The organism is Clostridium sp. CM74B_53 (assembly GCF_036318045.1).
Taxonomy (GTDB): domain Bacteria; phylum Bacillota; class Clostridia; order Lachnospirales; family Lachnospiraceae; genus Pilosibacter.
The window spans coordinates 1-18,158 of sequence record NZ_JAWQDE010000005.1 but is presented as its reverse complement, the minus strand read 5'-3'; the positions used below and the strand labels follow the sequence as shown (position 1 = coordinate 18,158).

Here is an 18,158-nt window from a genome sequence, read left to right as displayed (position 1 = left end):
GATGCATCGGCATCCGTTTACGAACTAACTGCCGTTTCCAGCTACAATAGCTCCCGGCAGGGCGAAATACACAGAGCATAAACGAAGTTTGTGCGATGGGTGTATTTCGCTCTCAAACGCCGAGGGCTTTGTGAGATGCTTCCTACATCTACCATAACTTAGCTTTAGCTTTTCATTTTTGGCGTATCCGCCCTCTTTTTTCTGCCCGTATCCGGGCTTATTTTTTTCACTAACAACAAACCGACTATTACTCTTCCTTTCTGCTTTATTCCGGTATCCTTGCCCGTACATACTCCAGATCTCCACAATATGGTGTTCCAACCAAATACCATTCTCTCGCCAGATTCATTTCCATTCGTGTCTTTACCCACTGATCATCAACTAGAACTTCCAGACATTCTCCGCAGTGAAATCCTGGATCAATCCATAAGTCTGATGACAATAATCCATATCTTTTGTTATAACTGTTGTAACCTAATCTTCCTTCTCTCATGGTGTCATTCTCCCTTCATTTATCATTTCCGCAGGGACGCCCTGAATCAGGGCCCCCTTTTGAAAAGTTTTTTCTTCGCCAATCAACTACCGGCTACACCTTACAAACCTTCTCTTTGTCTGCTATTTACAGGTGCGTGGCACGCTCCTGTCATAAGGTCATCAAACAGAATCTTTACCAACGAAAGTCCTCATGCATTCCGCACTTATCCAAATATTCCTGTCTCGCCTTTTCTCGTTCTTCCTCGGTTGGTGCTGTTTTGAATGTTGTATATAACTGACGCTTTACCATACTGTCTAATTTTTCCATCAATGCTTTTTCTATCTCCGGCAAATATTCCTCGTTCCTGGCAAGATGATACTGGAACAATGCCAGTAATAAATCTTTTGATATCTGTACCTGTGATTTTCTTTCCATGTTTCTCCTTTCCGTGACGGTCGTGACGATAGTGACGATATTTTCACTACCGTCACGCTATATAAAATACCGTCACAACCGTCACATATCGTCACGCTTGTTTTCCAACAAAGGTTAATCTGATCTTTCTTCCATCATGTCCTCGTTCCGCTTTATATTGGATTCCATATTCCAGAATCAATCGTTCCAGGCTGACATTTAATTTTCGTGATAATGCGTTCGGCTGCATTTCCACCTGCAATACTTCCACAAGCTCTGTTGCTGTTCCTGCCCACTCTGGCGTAGTTTCTGTTACAAGTTCTTTGATTTTTTCCAACACTGGATCTTCTGGTTCTTTCCAAAGTTCTGTTTCTGTCTTGGTAAGTTCCCAGACACATCTCTCCCGATTAAAATTCAACCACAGTTTCTGATCCTGCTGGTCACGCCCTGCCACTTCCAGAACTGCTTTATTATCTGTACGCTTTTCTTTCTGCATAACAAATGCTCCATCCGCAGCTCCCAGTAGACCATTCGTACCGGAAATCATATCGAAACTATCTGAAGATTCCATTTTCCTTGTATGATGCACAACCAGAAAACAGATGCCATATTTATCACTGAATGCTTTCATCTTTGTTACAATCTCATAATCGCTGGCATAACTGAATTTATCTCCACCAACTTCACGCACTTTTTGAAGAGTATCAATGATAATCAGTCTTGCGTCTTTATGCTCCGTCACAAATGTTACAAGCTGCCTTTCCAGTCCGTCATTGAGCGATTTTGATTTTGTAGCAAAATAAAAATTCTCACTGCCTTCCATTCCAAACATCTGTGATAATCGCTTCTGCAATCTTGCATAATCATCTTCCAATGCCAGATAGAGAACCGTTCCCTGCCTAACTGTAAATCCCCACAATGGAAGTCCTTTACTGATGTGATACCCGATCTGTGCCATAAAGAATGATTTTCCAATTTTCGGCGAACCAACAAACAGGTAAGTTCCGTTATATAGAAGTCCATCTACAATCGGCAGTTTTGGTGGATATGCAGTATCGTATAATTCCATCATAGAAACGGTTTCCAGATCATCTAAATTCTTTTTATTTGCTGATTTTGCTGTATTTTCCGCATTATTTGTGGCTTGCAGATTGCCCTTACCGGGCAAATCTGCTATACTTTGGTTGGTTAATTTATTACTTGATGGCTGTTCCACATCTGCGCCAACAGATGCAATCGGAGCAGTCATTTTTTCTTTTGCTGTCATTCATTTTCCCCTTTCAATCCATACAATGTCTCAGCGACCAATCTCAGGGTACTCAGCAACTCTTCATTTTCCTCACTGCATTTTTCCAGACGTTTCAATTCTTCATAAATCTCTGCCATCTGATTTCGCAATGCTTTATACACTCTTGGATTTCCCTGTACCACAATTTCCCGATCAGTTAATCGTTTTGTGATATAGTCCTGCTTGCTAAGTCCTGATAATCGGACACATGCATCAATTTGCTCTGCTTCTGCCGGGGATACCCGGAATGCTACGATTTTGTTTCTCCATCTTCCTTTACTGTCCAGATTTTTCTCCATTTAATTTTTCCATCCTTTCAATATCCAGCTGTTCTGCCATCTGTGTCTGCTCACTTGGAAACAAATGTGCATATCGGTAAGTGATATCAATGCTCTCATGTCCCATTCGGTCTGCGATTGCCAATACCGTAAATCCCATATTGATCAATAACGATACATGGGAATGTCTCAAATCATGCACACGAATTCGCTTTACCCCTGACACTTTTGATCCTCTGTTCATTTCATGATGCAGATAAGATTTGGAAATTGTGAAAATCCGTTCGTTCTCTTTCGGCTCATACAGCATTTTCAGATAATCCTGCATCTCATCACACAAAAACTGTGGCATCTTAATGGTTCGATTACTTTTTAACGTCTTTGGTGGTGTAATCACATCTTCTCGATGCAGTCTCTGATAGGACTTGTTAATCCGTAGTGTATGCGTTTCAAAATTAAAATCTGCCGGTGTAAGTGCTAATAATTCGCCCATGCGAAGCCCACACCAGTAAAGTATTTCAAATGCATAATAGGAAACAGGCTTGTCCATCATGACATCTGCAAATTTCAGATATTCTTCTTTTGTCCAGAACAACATTTCCCGATGCTCCTCTTTTCCCATATTTCCTGCTTTCTGCGCTGGATTAGATGGAAGATGGTAAAAATTAACTGCATGGTTGAAAATAGCACTTAACTGACTGTGAATTTTCTGCAGATAAGAGGCGGAATACGGTTTTCCATTTGGTTGCCGGATCGCAAGCAGTTCATTCTGCCATGCAATAATGTCCCTTGGCTCAATTTCTCCTATCTTACGCTTTCCGAAATAAGGAAGAATTTTAGTTCTAGCAATATTCGTTTTCGTTCCCCAGGTATTATCACGAATTCGATTTTGCATATCCTCCACATAAATCTCATAAAAGCTTTCGAAAGTCATGTCCAGTTTGGCTTCTTTCTTCAGCAATAGCTCTCGTTCCCACATCTGTGCTTCTCGTTTTGTAGAAAATCCTCTTTTAGATGACTGGTGCGTTTCTCCTGTCCAATCGGTATAACGATAGACTACTCGCCACTTTCCAGTGGCATTATCTTTATGAATACTCATACAAATTCTCCTCTCTTTCTCTTACATTTCGCTGTAACATACTTTTTTGCGGAAATAATTGGTGTTTACTCTGCCAGCTACCGTAAGATAACCTAGCTTCTTTAATTCTTCATTTAGCTGTTTGACAATCTTATAAGCATAAGACTTAGAAACACCCAGTTCCGCTGCAACTTCTTCTACTGTCATAAAAGTTCTGTTCGTCACATCGCATCTCTCCTCTCTACCTTAACGTCATTTGTTTAAGCCGTTGCATTTGCATAATACTAAACATTTTAATTTAAGTCAAGCATTTTTATGTGAATATTAAATTCTTTTGTTTAAGTTCTTCTTGCTATCCGAAATTGCTCATGCTATACTGAACCTAAACAGAATTGTTTTATTTTCTATCACAATTAATTATGGCAACACGAATGACCACTATAAGGAGGCAAACAAAAATGGCAATTGGACAACGTATCAAATTTTTTCGCAACCGCAAGGGCATGACACAAAAGCAACTCGGAGAGCAACTGGGATTCATGGGAAAAACCTCAGATGTCCGCATGGCTCAGTATGAATCTGAAGCAAGAGTTCCTAAGATTGATCTTGTAAAACAAATGTCTCAGATCTTTGGTGTCAATACTCATGCTTTAACAGTGCCGGATATTGATACTCATATAGGTCTGATGCATACACTATTTGCACTGGAAGATATGTATGGTCTGAAGGTGAAAAATGTAGATGGGCAGCCTCATCTCTGCCTTGACCGTTCCATATCTGCTCCCAGCTCCTCTGTCGATGAAATGCTTCGTGCATGGATGGAACAAGCTGACAAACTGGAAAACGGTGAAATCAGCAAGGAAGAATATGATGAATGGAGATATAAGTACCCTGAACTGGATACTTACCAGAAACGTGCCAAGGTACCATCTCAGGAACTGAGTGATTACCTCGTAAAAGAATTGACTAAAAAAGAAAAATAAAAGAAGAAAATAGAAAAACCTTACCGATATTCAGTTTTTTACTTCTGAAAATCAGTAAGGTTTTCTTTATATACGTTATGAAATAAATTTTCTATCTCTTGAATAATCACAAAATGTTGCCATTTTGTTGCCAATCACTAAGCAAATTTGCTTGCAACCCTCATAAATACTGGATTCTTATGATTGTGTGGATTATTCGAACTCAATCGTAGCCGGTGGTTTCCCTGTGCAGTCATAGAGTACGCGGTTAACATGCGGTACTTCGTTTACGATACGGCTGGCAACGGTTCCGAGAACTTCCCACGGAATCTCAGCGGCCTCAGCAGTCATAAAGTCGATGGTGTTTACGGCTCTCAGGGCAATCGCGTAGTCGTAGGTTCTCTCATCGCCCATAACGCCTACGGAGCGCATATTGGTCAGTGCTGCGAAATACTGGCCGATATTGCGGTCGATTCCTGCCTTTGCGATCTCTTCGCGATAGATTGCGTCAGCTTCCTGTACCATCTTTACTTTCTCCGGTGTTACGGCGCCGATAATACGGATACCAAGTCCCGGACCCGGGAACGGCTGACGGTATACGAGCTTCTCCGGAATTCCGAGCTCAAGACCGGCCTTACGGACCTCGTCTTTGAAGAGGTCGCGGAGCGGCTCAATGATCTCTTTGAAATCAACATAATCCGGAAGGCCTCCGACATTGTGGTGGGATTTGATCACTGCAGATTCTCCGCCGAGACCACTCTCTACAACGTCCGGATAAATCGTTCCCTGTACAAGGAAATCAACAGCACCAATCTTCTTTGCTTCTTCCTCGAACACACGGATGAACTCCTCACCGATGATCTTTCTCTTTCTCTCCGGCTCCTCAACGCCTGCTAATTTATCGTAGAAGCGCTGCTGTGCGTTTACGCGGATAAAGTGCAGATCGTACGGGCCATTCGGTCCAAATACTTCCTCGACCTCGTCGCCTTCATTCTTACGGAGAAGACCGTGATCAACGAATACACAGGTGAGCTGGTCGCCGACTGCCTTTGCGAGCATAACGGCTGCAACAGAAGAGTCAACTCCACCGGATAACGCGCAGAGAACTTTTCCATTTCCAACTTTCTCGCGGATCGCTTTGATGCTGTTTTCAACAAATGCGTCCATCTTCCATGTTCCGGCACATCCACAGACTTCATAGATGAAGTTATGGAGCATCTTTGTACCTTCCTGAGTATGAAGGACTTCCGGATGGAACTGGATCGCATATAATTTCTTCTCCTCGCACTCAGCGGCTGCAACCGGGCAGTCCGGAGTATGTGCGACGATTCTGAATCCAGGTGCTTCTTTCTCGATGTAGTCATTGTGGCTCATCCAGCAGATCGTCTTCTCGGATACATCTCCGAAAAGCTTGCTTGTCTTATCCACAGTCACTTCGATCTTGCCGTACTCACGGACCGGTGCCTTGCATACATGTCCGCCGAGAACGTGGGACATCAGCTGCGCGCCGTAGCAGAGTCCGAGTACCGGAACGCCCATCTCAAACAGTTCCTTGCTGCATGTAGCAGCACCTTCCTCATAAACGCTGTTCGGACCTCCGGTTAAGATGATTCCTTTCGGATTCATTGCCTTGATCTGTTCGATCGGAGTCCGGTAGGAGTAGATCTCACAGTATACATGGCATTCACGGACACGACGGGCAACCAGCTGATTGTACTGGCCGCCGAAGTCGATAACAATAATTTTTTCCTGATTCATCGGGTGCCTCCTGAAATATGTGCATGTACTTCTTGATAACTGCCCGGCAATCCGCATCGATTTGTGCCGGAATGCCGGACAGATATAAATTTTCCTATTTGGAACTAATTATAAGGGATTCATAGAAACTTGGCAAGTGCTTTCCCTCAAAACCTGTACTTTAATAAGTATGAAGGTTACTGTACACGGGTAGGAATTTTCTGAACTGAAAATTCCGTACAATACAGTGGTGGTAGTGGATTTTGCCGATTCGGAATGCGAAGCATCGGCAAAATCCTGTTACAGTGCGCGGGCATGGAGTGCCCGTGTACTGTAACGTATGAAGGTTCCTGTACATAGTCAGGCACATTTGCACCTCGTGCAGGCAGCAACATTATTTCTCATACGTTCCCTTTTTAAGAATTTTCCCGTCTCTCATCATAGGCACGCCCATAGCGATCACCGTATCAAGAGAGAGATCTTCATTCATGATCAGGATATCCGCATCACTTTCTTCCTTCACAGCACCCTTTTTCGGATATAATTCCAGAGCCATCGCCGGATTCTTAGTTCCGAGAGCCAGAAGTTCCTCCAAATCCATATTTTCTTCTTTTACCATGTAGACGATCTGACGGTAGATCGTATCCACATCGGAAACGCCTATCTCCACAAGTTTTCCTTCTGTATCATAGTTAGACCAGCTTCCCTGTCCATCGGAGCTCATGGTCACCTTCTCCATTGGAACTCCTTCTTTTTTCGCTTTCTTGACAGCATCTGCAACAGAGTGGAACTTGCTTTCAGATTCCCCACAGGTGAGGTCGATCGTTCCGCCCATCTTCGCGAACTTAAACGCATCCTCTAAGAGGTTCGCGTTGCGTCCCACGTGAGTCGGCTGAAATGTTTTCGGCGGGATCGAGGTGCGCTCTAATGCCTCAAATACCGGTTTCAATGCTCTCTTGTCTCCGCCCATATGAAGGCAGATAAATCCAGGTTTTCCACTCAGCATTCCTGCGGTGCGGACATCACTGGCCAGACGGATCAGTTCCTCTGTCGTGATATTCGGCGCACGGTGATCGGAGATCGCAAGCTTCACTCCAAGGATCTCATCGATAAACATGATGTCCTTGCTGACACTTCCGGTCACGGTCGTACTCGGATAACCATAGGCTCCGCAGATCGCATAGGCGGAAATTCCCTCTTCTTTTAACGCTTTTACCTTTGCTAAAAGATTCTCCACACTTCTGCTGATTCCGTCAGTTCCCAAAAGTCCAAGTACAGTTGTCACACCACCCTTGATCAGGCTGGATAGCTGGACCTGCGGTGCCTGAGTGTGGAAGCTTCCCTCTCCACCGCCTCCGGTCACATGGACGTGGCGGTCGATAATACCCGGAGTCACGATCTTTCCGGTTCCGTCGATTACTTCACATCCCTCATACTCCGGCAGATGATCCGCAATTCTTTCGATCCTTCCTCCGGCGATCAGGATATCCTTCACTCCGAGATATTCCGGTGCGTAAACTTTTGCGTTTTTTACTAACAGCATGGGCTTATTCCTCCTGTGTGATCCCTGTTTTACATAACTGCCCGACAGCTGGAAATTAGTTACAGGTCAGCCAAACCAGAGCATGGATGAACTGTAATGGAAATTACTGTCGGGCATTTATGTTTTTCTTATTACTTCAGTATAGCATACCGCCGGAAGTATTCCAAGTGATGATTCGAAACTTTCATTTTTTTACTCATCTGAACCGGTATCTCCGTTCTCAAGATACCTCTTGACATACTGCCCTGTATAGGACTCCGGAACCTTCACGATCTCCTCCGGCGTTCCCTTCGCGATCACGGTACCGCCCAGATCTCCGCCTTCCGGTCCCATATCGATAATATAATCCGCGGTCTTGATCACATCCAGATTGTGCTCGATCACAACCACCGTATTTCCACCTTCGGAAAGCTTTCTTAAGATCTCCACCAGCTTATGGACATCCGCGAAATGGAGTCCTGTCGTCGGCTCATCGAGGATATAGATCGTTTTTCCGGTTCCGCGTCTGGAAAGCTCTGTGGCGAGCTTGATCCGTTGCGCCTCTCCGCCGGAAAGCTCCGTTGAGGGCTGTCCAAGACGGATATAGGAAAGTCCCACATCGTTCAATGTCGCGATCTTTCTCGCGATAGACGGCACATTCTCAAAGAACTTTAACGCCTCCTCCACAGTCATATTCAGCACATCGTAAATGCTCTTTCCCTTATACTTCACTTCCAGGGTCTCACGGTTGTACCGCTTTCCGCCGCAGACCTCACAGGGCACATAGACGTCCGGCAGGAAATGCATTTCGATCTTGATGATTCCGTCACCGCTGCAGGCCTCGCATCGGCCGCCCTTTACATTGAAGCTGAACCGTCCCTTTGAGTATCCCTTCGCCTTTGCGTCGGTAGTCGCTGCGAAAAGATCACGGATCAGGTCAAACACACCGGTGTAGGTCGCCGGATTCGATCGCGGAGTTCTTCCGATCGGAGACTGGTCGATAGCGATGATCTTATCCAGCTGTTCCACGCCGTCGATTCCGTCGTGGTCTCCGGGGATCGTCCGGGCGCGGTTCAGTTTTTTCGCCAGCGCCTTATAGAGGATCTCATTGATCAGGGAGCTCTTTCCCGATCCTGACACACCGGTCACGCAGGTCATAATGCCAAGCGGCACATCCACATCGATATTTTTCAGGTTATTCTCCTTCGCACCGCGGATTTTGATCCAACCCGTGGGGCTTCTTCTCTCCTTCGGCACCGGAATTTTGATCCGGCCGCTCAAATACGCACCGGTGATCGATTCCTTACACTTCATGATCTGGGCTGCCGTTCCCACAGCGACCACATTTCCGCCGTGTTCCCCGGCTCCAGGACCGATATCCACGATACAGTCCGCCGCCCGCATTGTATCCTCATCGTGTTCCACGACGATCACACTGTTTCCGAGATCCCGGAGATGTTCCAGCGTTTTCAGCAGCTTATCGTTATCTCTCTGGTGCAGTCCGATACTCGGCTCATCCAGGATATAGGCAACTCCGACAAGTCCGGAACCGATCTGGGTCGCCAGACGGATTCGCTGTGCCTCGCCGCCGGAAAGGGTACCCGTCGCCCGGGATAAGGACAGATAATCCAGTCCCACGTCGATCAGGAAGCTGATCCTCGCCCGGATTTCCTTTAAAATCTGTTCACCGATCATCTTCTGCATCTCAGATAGCTTCAGATCATCGATAAACTCCCTGAATTTTACGATGGACATATTCGTAGCCTCGTAAATATTCAGCCCACCTACCGTCACTGCCAGAGAAGACTGCTTTAAGCGCTGTCCATGACAGGTGGTACACGGTGTGATCCGCATAAAGCTCTCGTACTCTGCCTTGCTGGCCTGGGAGAATGTCTCCCGGTAACGGCGGTTCACGTTCTCGATCAGGCCCTCAAAGACCACGTCGTAAACGCCGGTTCCGCGCTGTCCTGTATAGTGGACCTTTACTTCCTTTCCGCCGGTTCCGTAGATCAGGATATCATGGACTTCCTTCGGATAATCTTTGAACGGAGTATCAAGATCAAAGTGATACTCTGCCGCCAGGGCATCCAGAATCGCCCTCGAAAAGCTTCCCGGCTTCGCGCAGGACTGCCAGCCGAGGACGACGATCGCTCCCTCGTTAATACTCAGGGACTTATCAGGGATCATCAGATCCTCATCAAATTCCATCTTATATCCCAGACCGAAACAGTCCGGGCAGGCGCCGAACGGGTTATTGAAGGAGAAGCTTCGCGGCTCCACCTCCTCGATGCTGATCCCACAGTCCGGGCAGGAAAAGCTCTGGCTGAAGTTGATCGGCTCGCCGCCCGTCACGTCCACGATCATCAGACCATCTGACAGCTTCATCACAGTCTCGATGGAGTCCGTCAGACGTTTCTCGATCCCCGGCTTCACAACGAGACGGTCCACAACGATCTCGATATTGTGCTTGATGTTCTTCTCCAGCGTGATCTCTTCTGACAGCTCATGTAGATTTCCGTCGATCATCACACGGACATAACCGCTGCGTTTCGCCTGTTCCAGAACCTTCTCATGACGTCCTTTTCTTCCACGGACCATTGGCGCTAAAAGCTGGATTTTCGTCCGCTCCGGCAGTGTCATGATCTGGTCCACCATCTGGTCCACGGTCTGCTTGCGGATCTCCCTGCCGCACTTCGGGCAGTGGGGGATACCGATCCTCGCATACAGAAGACGCATATAATCGTAGATCTCCGTCACGGTTCCCACGGTGGAACGCGGGTTGCGGTTCGTGGATTTCTGGTCGATGGAGATCGCCGGGGAAAGTCCCTCGATGCTCTCCACATCCGGTTTTTCCATCTGGCCTAAGAACTGACGCGCGTAGGAAGATAAGGACTCCATATAGCGTCTCTGTCCCTCCGCGTAGATCGTATCAAATGCCAGAGAAGATTTTCCCGATCCCGAAAGTCCGGTCAGTACCACCAGCTCATTTCTCGGGATATCCAGAGATATATTTTTTAAATTGTGCTCATTGGCACCTCGTATTTTTATATATTGCTTCGGCATTGTGTTTCTCCTCTTTGCCATGTCTGCTACTTATCATTCTCGTAAAGTTCCGGTACTATGCGTTTCCAAGTGTTCCGGACACTGTCCCATGTTACGGTCAGTATACCACAAATTCGCCTCATGTGCAAACATTTGTTCGTTTTGTGTTTTACCACTTTTCATCTGCGCAGACGGTCTTTCATAAAGTGAAAAAAACGCACAAGAGACCCTGGCGATAAACTACCGGGATCTCTCTTTTATGGGGTTCTATGAAGTTTTACATGATCTGCGAGTGCTACTTTTCTGCATTTCTCTGCTATGAAGTCTTCCATAGATGAATCACATCCGGTTTTACCTCTGCCGCAATCTTCTTCACCTCAAAGAACGCGGCAATGTCCTTTGTTGGATTGATTGCCCTGCCAAAATTCTTTACTTCAATCAAATGAATTCTTTTATCAAAATAGTCTTTGTAATTTTTCGGCGTTTGTTTCCGCACCGCATATGCAATGTACATATCGTATTTATTTACCAGTTCATTCGCCAAATCTACAATGTAAGTAAATACGCCTCCGCCCATAGCTTCGACTATATATAGTATTTTTTCTATCCATAGGTGTTCTTTCTATCAACTGCTTGATTTTTCTAAAAAAACCTGCATCAAGATTTCCTCATCTCAATGCAGGTCACTCATCCATTCAAAAATCATCATTTTCGGACATCTCAACCTCAAATAATTGTTATTATTTGGACTAAAAAGTAACATCCTACTGCACGTCTTATATTACCATCTTTTCCGGAGAACTGCAAACCCTAAAATAAAATTTAAGGGGTTCTCACTGGAAAACCATGAAAATAATGAGGCTTATCACACATGCAGACAAAATTTCACCGATATAGTCCAATCTTTCTTCCGGGGTTGGATTTCATGAATGGCTGCAAATCACTTGTCTGCATTGATTTTACCATTTAACTGCCTGAATAGCAAGTCTGAGCTCCGATTACCGCTATTTTCCAACTATTTTTATCCAAACATTCCATTTCGTCTCTCCACAACTCCGAAAAGCCATGATGCGAAAACCAGAGCAAGCATCAAAAGCATCAGACAATTCGCAAGAATTATCAGCGTAGCCGAAATTTTCTTGTTATTATAGATCAAATGATTCACATAATAGAATAGACCATACAGCATATTAGAAAGAACCATTCCGATCAATAAAACAATCGCAGCCAAGCGATACACACTGACAGCACCAATGTTTTGCAATACAGAGGTTGAAAATACGATTCCACCAATAAAGGTAAGCACAATCGAGGCAAAGATTCCAAGAATAGCGATATATTCCCGCTGCTGTTTTCCAAGTTCTTCAGATAAAGTATTTTGAACATTCATTGCCTCTTCTATTTTAGGTTCAATCACATTAATTCGAGACTGCACGTCCAGAATTGCCGCTTCACCCGAGGTTTTTCTGTCACCTTCTTCCGAATATGTAATTCTGGCAATGTCCAGACTGACATGGTCGTATAATTTACGTATACTGTCGCTAATATCTATTTTTTTGCCAGTTGAATCTAGGTTTATACCTGGCGTATATTTCTCGCGAATCATCGACAGGTTCTGTCCTAGTACATTGATGTCGCCAAGATCTGTATTTTTTCTTATTGCCGTCAACACAGAGAAAATATCGGAATAAAAATGTCTGAACGGTTTTTCAGATTTCTCTGGCCAGTAGAGAGCCTCCAACCTGGAATACATTTTCGCACGAACACTTTTATCTTTTAACAATTCCTGATTGGAAGCCAGCTCAAATAATATATCCCGGAATTTATTCCGCTGTACTTCTTCTTTTGATGTATCCATTTAACCAACTTTCCTGATCAAATCGACTGGTATTTCCTGATGGTTTCCTCTTCCGTTGGCATATATCCGATCCCAGGCTCCACCCGGCTTATGTGTTTCGTTTACCAGATCCCACGGGAAAAGAGTTCTTTTGTCCTCTACTATTTCGTTGATTTCCATAGTATCTTTTTCTGGCAGATCAGGTGCTTTTTCCAAAATGGAAATTGGCATAGCCCCAAACCCACAATAATAATAATAGACATTCGGCACCACTGGACCAAACTGCCAGGCTTCAATAGTATCTGAAAATGCAGGCTCTCCTTGTTTTAAAAAATCTCGTTGGATATAATACAGAATTTTTTGCAACTGAAGGTTACTAATAGGTTTTCCGTCATTGATACACTTTGTCACAATATATTTTGATAATTCAAGTGCAGAATACATCCATCCACCTCCCCCGCGCCATCTATATTTTGTACCCTCATAGTAACATCATGTCGGCAAAAAGTCAAGTTTTTTCAGAACGTATGTTCTTATTTTGATTTAACACATCTCTATGCTCCTCATGGGTTTTCTCTTAAGTTTTTATTCCATTTTTTCATTCCACCTCCATCCCATTCCTCCCATTATACCTCAAAAGCACCTCCCGCTTCCGATTGATCGACACCTCCGTATAGATCTGCGTTGTGACAATGCTGCTGTGCCCTAAGAGTTCCTGCACATCGCGGATCCCGGCTCCGTTGTTCAGTAACTGGGTCGCGAAGCTGTGGCGCACGGAATGAGCGGTCGCGTTATCGTTGATCTTCGCCGCTTTCTGGTATTTATAAAAGATGTTTTCAATCCCATAGATCGACATGCGTCTCCCGAGACGGCTCGGAAACAGGGAAGAATCACGTATTTCCTGCTCCTCTCCCCACCGCAAAAGATCATGGAGATCGCTTCAATGTGTGTTCTGAAAGGTTCCGCTCGACCTTGAGTTCCCGTCTGAAGTTCTGAATTTCCTGCGCCATTCGTTCCGTATCAATCTGCATGATTTGTCCTCCCGTGAAATGTGTTTGATAGAAACATCTTAGCGTAAATGTGGGGAGGTATGTTTATTTGTTGATATAATGTCCGTTTTTTATCAATATTTTAATATTTCTGTGAATTATCCAAGCCATATTCTTCTTAACGTTTCGAACCTTGGACTTACCGCCTCACTCAGTCCCCCCAAGGTTCACTCCCCCCCCCCGAATATCTTTCCGGTTGCTTCTCTCCCCTCACCGGTGTTATAATTGACTCAGCAAGAAGAAAGAGGAGAAAAGGGATATGGAAAATTATGGGAAAGTATCCGGTGTTTCCAGAGTCTCTTTAGCTGAGCAGGTATATCAAAATCTTGTCGCGTCCATTGCAAATGGGGATCTTCCCGCAGGGACTGAATTAAAGGAACAGCATCTGGCAAAGCAAATGGGGGTAAGTGCTACGCCAGTTCGTGAAGCGCTCCGGCGGCTTGCCAGCGATGGAATGGTTGAAACCGTTCCTTACCACGGCGCTGTTGTCCGTACCCTGAACCACAAAGAAATTGAAGAAGCTTATGCGTGTCGCGAAGTTTTAGAGCATCTTGCGATATCTGAAGCGATCACACACCTGACTGACAAAGATATTGATTACCTATATTCATTGATAGCAGTTTTTGAAAATGCAAGCGGAGTATCGGAGATTTCAGAGGCAAGTCAGCAATTTGATGACTATATCTATGCGCTCTCTGAAAATGAGACTCTCTGTAAACTGCTCGGAATGCTAAAGGGCGTAATTGGAAGAGACCGTAAATTTTCTTCCAGCAGTATTGACCGGAGAGCAGAAATTGCTGAAGAACACAAGAAAATTGTAGACGCCATGCGCGAGAAAGATGTCGCAAAGGCACAGGCTGCAATTTCCGAACATATTCATCATGGTCAGCAATATATCGAAGGTCACTAAATCTATATGTTTTTATCTGTGGGAGCTGTCGCTGGCAATTCCCTGCGGAAAGATAACACCCCGCAGAGCTTGCCGGAAGCGGCTCTTTGCTGATACGGGATAACAAGCGAAAACATGTTTCGCGAGTTTCCCCTTGTTATCGCGACAGTCGCTAAGGTCTCGCGCAAGTGTGGACTTTGGCTCAATGTTCGTGTAAATGAAAAGGAAAAGAGCAATGTTGAAAATTTTCACTCGACATTGCTCTTTTTGCTTGACAATTCTTATGTGATAATATATTCTATAGAATATAAAATATATATTCAGGAGGGTATTATATGGAGAACTTTTACATGTCTCGCGGAGCATCAAAGGTTGTAAATACCTGTGCCGGTATCAAGGCCGGGGAACACGTTTTGATCGTTACCGAACAGTCCCGTTTCAGTATCGCTCAGGCACTCGCAACTGAAGTTTACCGCATCGGCGCAGAGCCAACCGTCTGCATTATGGAACCAAGATCCCAGGATAGTTCCGAACCGCCGAAAGAGATTGCTGCGGCAATGAAGGCCAGTGATGCCTTTCTTTCCGTTGTCGGAAAATCCATCACACACACTCACGCCGTAAAAGAAGCGATCGCAGCTGGGTCCCGTGGTCTCGTATTAACCCAGTTTACGGAAGATATGATGATCCACGGTGGAATCGAAGGTGATTTTGAGAGATTAAAACCAATCTGTGTCGGTATGGCGCAGGCAATGGCCGGAGCAGAAAAGATCGTTCTGACCTCTCCTGGCGGAACCCATCTGGAATACTCCGCTAAGGGAAGACGTGGAAATCATCTTTACTGTATGGTAGAAAAAGGACAGTTTTCCACACTTCCAACAGTCGAAGCAAATGTTTCTCCACTGGAAGGCACTGCAAACGGTGTGATCGTTGCGGATGGAAGTATTCCTTATATCGGAATCGGAGTTCTTGAAGAACCAGTTACTCTCAAAGTGGAAGATGGAAGAATTGTTGATATTTCTGGCGGACGGCAGGCAAAAATGCTTGCGGATGATCTGAAAGCCAAGAATGATCCGAATGTATACAATGTTGCGGAACATGGTGTAGGGCTGAACCCTAATTGTCATTTTTGCGGATTCATGCTCGAAGATGAGGGCGTATTCGGAAGCTGCCATATTGGTATCGGTACGAGCATTACGCTTGGCGGAACGGTAAAAGCAAGCTGCCACTATGACGTCATTATGAAAAACGGAACCATCGTCGCGGATGGAAAAACACTTATGGAGAATGGAGTGGTGAAATTATAATCTTATATTAACTGCTGATGATCATCTGCTCTTTACGAAAGGGGAATTTGTATGGAATTATCGCTCAATGTTTATTACACAATTGCTCTGGCAGTCATTATTCTACTCGTTGGTGATTTCATTAAAAAGCGCTGTTATATCCTACGTAAATTCTGTATCCCTGTTCCCGTTGTCGGCGGTCTCCTTTTTACGATTCTTTTAACGATCACGACGATGACCGGAGTGTTGAAAGTTTCTCTGGATTCTTCCTTTAATGAATTTTTCAGTCTGCTTTTCTATGCAGGCATCGGTTATACGGCCAGCTGGAAAATGCTGAAAAAAGGCGGACCGCAGGTTATCATTTTCCTGATCCTGTCCAGTATTCTTGTAGTTTTACAGAACGGCCTCGGCGTTGTTCTCTGTAAGGTCATGGGATTAAATTCCCTGATCGGACTCGCCACCGGTTCAATCCCTATGGTCGGCGGAAACGGAACTGCTGCTGCATGGGCTCCTATCCTTGAAAGCGCGGGTCTCGAGGACGCGAGCACGATCGCGATCGCAGCTGCAACCTTCGGCCTTGTATCTGGCGCGCTTTTAGGCGGTCCTGTCGGTCGTTTCCTGATCGAAAAGAATAACCTGAAACCATCCGCTGATTCTGAGACAATGCGTCTTGGAAAAGACAGTGAAGCAGTTTCCACAATTACTGAAAAATCTCTGACTGCAGCATCTTATCAGGTTTTATTAACAATTGCGATCGGAACTCTGATCTCCTATCTTCTCAAAAAGACCGGTATCGAGTTCCCAGCCTCTGTAGGCGCTATGACCGCAGCTGCAATCTTCAGAAATATCGCAGACAACAATGAGAAGTTGGAATTAAAGCTCCCGGAACTTGCCATTATCAGTAATATCTCCCTCCTGATCTTCCTGGCACTGTCCATGATGACCATGAAACTCTGGAGACTTGTTGATCTTGCTCTTCCTCTCCTGCTCCTCCTTGTCGCTCAGATTATTTTAATGGCTGTATTTGCGATCTTCGTTACCTTTCCAGTCATGGGCAAAAACTTTGACGCCGCTATCATGACCGCCGGTCAGTGTGGATTCGGCCTTGGTGCAGTTCCTACCGCTATGGCAAACATGCAGACCCTGGATGAGAAATATGGTCCATCCCCGAGCGCATTCTTTATCGTTCCGCTGGTTGGAAGCTTATTTATCAATCTGGTCAACTCTGTAATCATTACAACTTTCCTGAATTTCTTATAGAATACGACAGCGCCTGCTTCCGAAAATGGAAGCAGGCGCTGGTTTTAGTATTTACCTCAGGGCAGATAAACATGGAGCTCTGATACAAACAACTTCAATACATCTTGTATTTTCCCACTCCCATGATATAATCGTTAAAGCAAATAACTGATAGAAGTTTATAATATTATGTCAAACAGCGCAATCAATGGTAACCATCGTGAAGCTTGGATTGACTGTGCCCGTGGCATTGCGATTCTTCTTGTTATCGTTGGACATACCATATCCGGAGTTTTAAGTGGTGCAATCTATTCTTTTCACATGCCGCTCTTTTTTATCTTTAGTGGGATCACTTCAAAATTCTCATCCACGAATGAAGAATTTGCCACAAAAACCAAGCGAAGCTTCAAACGACTTATGGGGCCATTTTTCCTGATCTATATCATTCAGACGGTCATTTACCTGTTGCGCCATCTTTCCAATATCTTTCAGGATGGTTCTTTTCTTACGAACTATCTGGAACAAAGGATTCTTTCCGGTATCTTTTCAAGCGGCGTGTCCATTTCTGTGTTAAATGCCACGGTTTTATATGTCGGAGTTATCTGGTTCTTTCCAGCGATTTTTCTGGGTAAGAGTTTGTTTGACTACCTTCACCTTAAGCTGACAAACCGACAGATTCAGCCCCTTCCATTTTCTTTTGACATTGTATTAGCGATCCTTCCTTTATTTTATGTCGGATCACATTTTGATCGCTTTCAGGTCAAAGAGTCACCCTTTAAGAAATTTTTCCTGCATTCTTTTTTGTGGGGATTATTTTTGATTATTACTTATGCCGCAGCTCCAGAACTAAGCACCGGCAGAGTTAAATGTATTTTTATCCCGACACCGGTAGTTCTTTATGGATGCACGACATACGAGATAAAAATCGGGGCTGTCGCACTAACGTGCGGCAGCTCATTTCATATTCCCAACACAAAACGCCGAGCTTCGAAAAGCCCGGCGTTCGTGGTATAATCAGTTTATGCGACTAAACAAAATAATACAGAGAGATTATACCTCTTTTTC

At 44.8% G+C, this 18,158-nt stretch carries 19 protein-coding genes; 5 read left to right on the top strand and 14 right to left on the bottom strand.

The annotated features are described in order from the left end of the window. Window positions 1-24: 24 nt before the first annotated feature. From V2546_RS05510 to V2546_RS05480, 7 genes are all read right to left on the bottom strand, one after another. Window positions 25-291, bottom strand: a complete 267-nt coding sequence (locus tag V2546_RS05510) for a hypothetical protein (protein WP_329751767.1) — start codon at window positions 289-291, stop codon at window positions 25-27. Then, window positions 266-493: a DUF5348 domain-containing protein gene (locus V2546_RS05505; RefSeq protein WP_071144561.1), complete on the bottom strand. Its 228-nt coding sequence runs from the start codon at window positions 491-493 to the stop codon at window positions 266-268. Before V2546_RS05505 ends, V2546_RS05510 begins: the two co-directional genes overlap by 26 nt. 174 nt (window positions 494-667) lie before the next feature. Further along, on the bottom strand, window positions 668-910 hold the full coding sequence (locus V2546_RS05500; protein ID WP_294679819.1) for a complexin-2: 243 nt from the start codon (window positions 908-910) through the stop codon (window positions 668-670). Between the two features lie 91 nt (window positions 911-1,001). After that, window positions 1,002-2,156 carry an AAA family ATPase gene (locus V2546_RS05495; protein WP_329751764.1) on the bottom strand — a complete coding sequence of 385 codons (1,155 nt, stop codon included), beginning with the start codon at window positions 2,154-2,156 and terminating at the stop codon, window positions 1,002-1,004. Next, complete coding sequence (locus V2546_RS05490) at window positions 2,153-2,476, bottom strand: plasmid mobilization protein (protein ID WP_117567329.1); 324 nt, start codon at window positions 2,474-2,476, stop codon at window positions 2,153-2,155. The genes V2546_RS05495 and V2546_RS05490 overlap by 4 nt, the downstream gene beginning before the upstream one ends. Beyond that, complete coding sequence (locus V2546_RS05485; protein WP_329751762.1) at window positions 2,454-3,554, bottom strand: site-specific integrase; 1,101 nt, start codon at window positions 3,552-3,554, stop codon at window positions 2,454-2,456. Before V2546_RS05485 ends, V2546_RS05490 begins: the two co-directional genes overlap by 23 nt. Before the next feature lie 21 nt (window positions 3,555-3,575). Further along, a complete protein-coding gene (locus V2546_RS05480) occupies window positions 3,576-3,758 on the bottom strand; it encodes a helix-turn-helix domain-containing protein (RefSeq protein ID WP_120041435.1) in 183 nt (60 codons plus the stop codon). A gap of 233 nt (window positions 3,759-3,991) precedes the next feature. Here V2546_RS05480 and V2546_RS05475 point away from each other — a divergent pair, with 233 nt between their 5' ends. Next, the gene (locus V2546_RS05475) at window positions 3,992-4,516 is read left to right on the top strand and encodes a helix-turn-helix domain-containing protein (RefSeq protein WP_120041437.1); all 525 of its coding nucleotides are present in this window, start codon (window positions 3,992-3,994) and stop codon (window positions 4,514-4,516) included. Between the two features lie 192 nt (window positions 4,517-4,708). On the opposite strand, the gene guaA is transcribed toward V2546_RS05475, so the two are convergent. The 7 genes from guaA to V2546_RS05440 form a co-directional block, all read right to left on the bottom strand. Continuing rightward, on the bottom strand, window positions 4,709-6,253 hold the full coding sequence (guaA, locus tag V2546_RS05470; RefSeq protein WP_215704884.1) for a glutamine-hydrolyzing GMP synthase: 1,545 nt from the start codon (window positions 6,251-6,253) through the stop codon (window positions 4,709-4,711). A gap of 373 nt (window positions 6,254-6,626) precedes the next feature. Next, on the bottom strand, window positions 6,627-7,775 hold the full coding sequence (gene iadA, locus V2546_RS05465; protein WP_117552689.1) for a beta-aspartyl-peptidase: 1,149 nt from the start codon (window positions 7,773-7,775) through the stop codon (window positions 6,627-6,629). Between the two features lie 192 nt (window positions 7,776-7,967). After that, window positions 7,968-10,817, bottom strand: coding sequence for an excinuclease ABC subunit UvrA (gene uvrA, locus V2546_RS05460; RefSeq protein WP_329751761.1), 2,850 nt, complete (start codon window positions 10,815-10,817; stop codon window positions 7,968-7,970). Window positions 10,818-11,112: 295 nt separating this feature from the next. Next, window positions 11,113-11,385 (bottom strand): glycosyltransferase, encoded by a 273-nt coding sequence (locus V2546_RS05455; protein WP_279217683.1) that lies wholly within the window; start codon window positions 11,383-11,385, stop codon window positions 11,113-11,115. A gap of 432 nt (window positions 11,386-11,817) precedes the next feature. Then, window positions 11,818-12,654 carry a hypothetical protein gene (locus V2546_RS05450; RefSeq protein WP_118321931.1) on the bottom strand — a complete coding sequence of 279 codons (837 nt, stop codon included), beginning with the start codon at window positions 12,652-12,654 and terminating at the stop codon, window positions 11,818-11,820. Then, window positions 12,655-13,077, bottom strand: a complete 423-nt coding sequence (locus V2546_RS05445; protein ID WP_118321932.1) for a Panacea domain-containing protein — start codon at window positions 13,075-13,077, stop codon at window positions 12,655-12,657. Window positions 13,078-13,231: 154 nt separating this feature from the next. Continuing rightward, entirely contained in the window at window positions 13,232-13,555 is a 324-nt protein-coding gene (locus V2546_RS05440) for a tyrosine-type recombinase/integrase (protein WP_329751759.1), read from the bottom strand. A 386-nt stretch (window positions 13,556-13,941) separates the two neighbouring features. Between V2546_RS05440 and V2546_RS05435 the strand changes: the two genes are divergently transcribed. From V2546_RS05435 to V2546_RS05420, 4 genes are all read left to right on the top strand, one after another. Further along, window positions 13,942-14,592 carry a GntR family transcriptional regulator gene (locus V2546_RS05435; RefSeq protein ID WP_329751758.1) on the top strand — a complete coding sequence of 217 codons (651 nt, stop codon included), beginning with the start codon at window positions 13,942-13,944 and terminating at the stop codon, window positions 14,590-14,592. Window positions 14,593-14,906: 314 nt separating this feature from the next. Next, window positions 14,907-15,875 (top strand): aminopeptidase, encoded by a 969-nt coding sequence (locus V2546_RS05430; RefSeq protein WP_118321935.1) that lies wholly within the window; start codon window positions 14,907-14,909, stop codon window positions 15,873-15,875. 51 nt (window positions 15,876-15,926) lie between these two features. Further along, on the top strand, window positions 15,927-17,114 hold the full coding sequence (gene gltS, locus V2546_RS05425) for a sodium/glutamate symporter (RefSeq protein ID WP_118321936.1): 1,188 nt from the start codon (window positions 15,927-15,929) through the stop codon (window positions 17,112-17,114). 168 nt (window positions 17,115-17,282) lie between these two features. After that, on the top strand, window positions 17,283-18,107 hold the full coding sequence (locus V2546_RS05420) for an acyltransferase family protein (RefSeq protein ID WP_329751756.1): 825 nt from the start codon (window positions 17,283-17,285) through the stop codon (window positions 18,105-18,107). The last annotated feature ends 51 nt before the right edge of the window (window positions 18,108-18,158 follow it).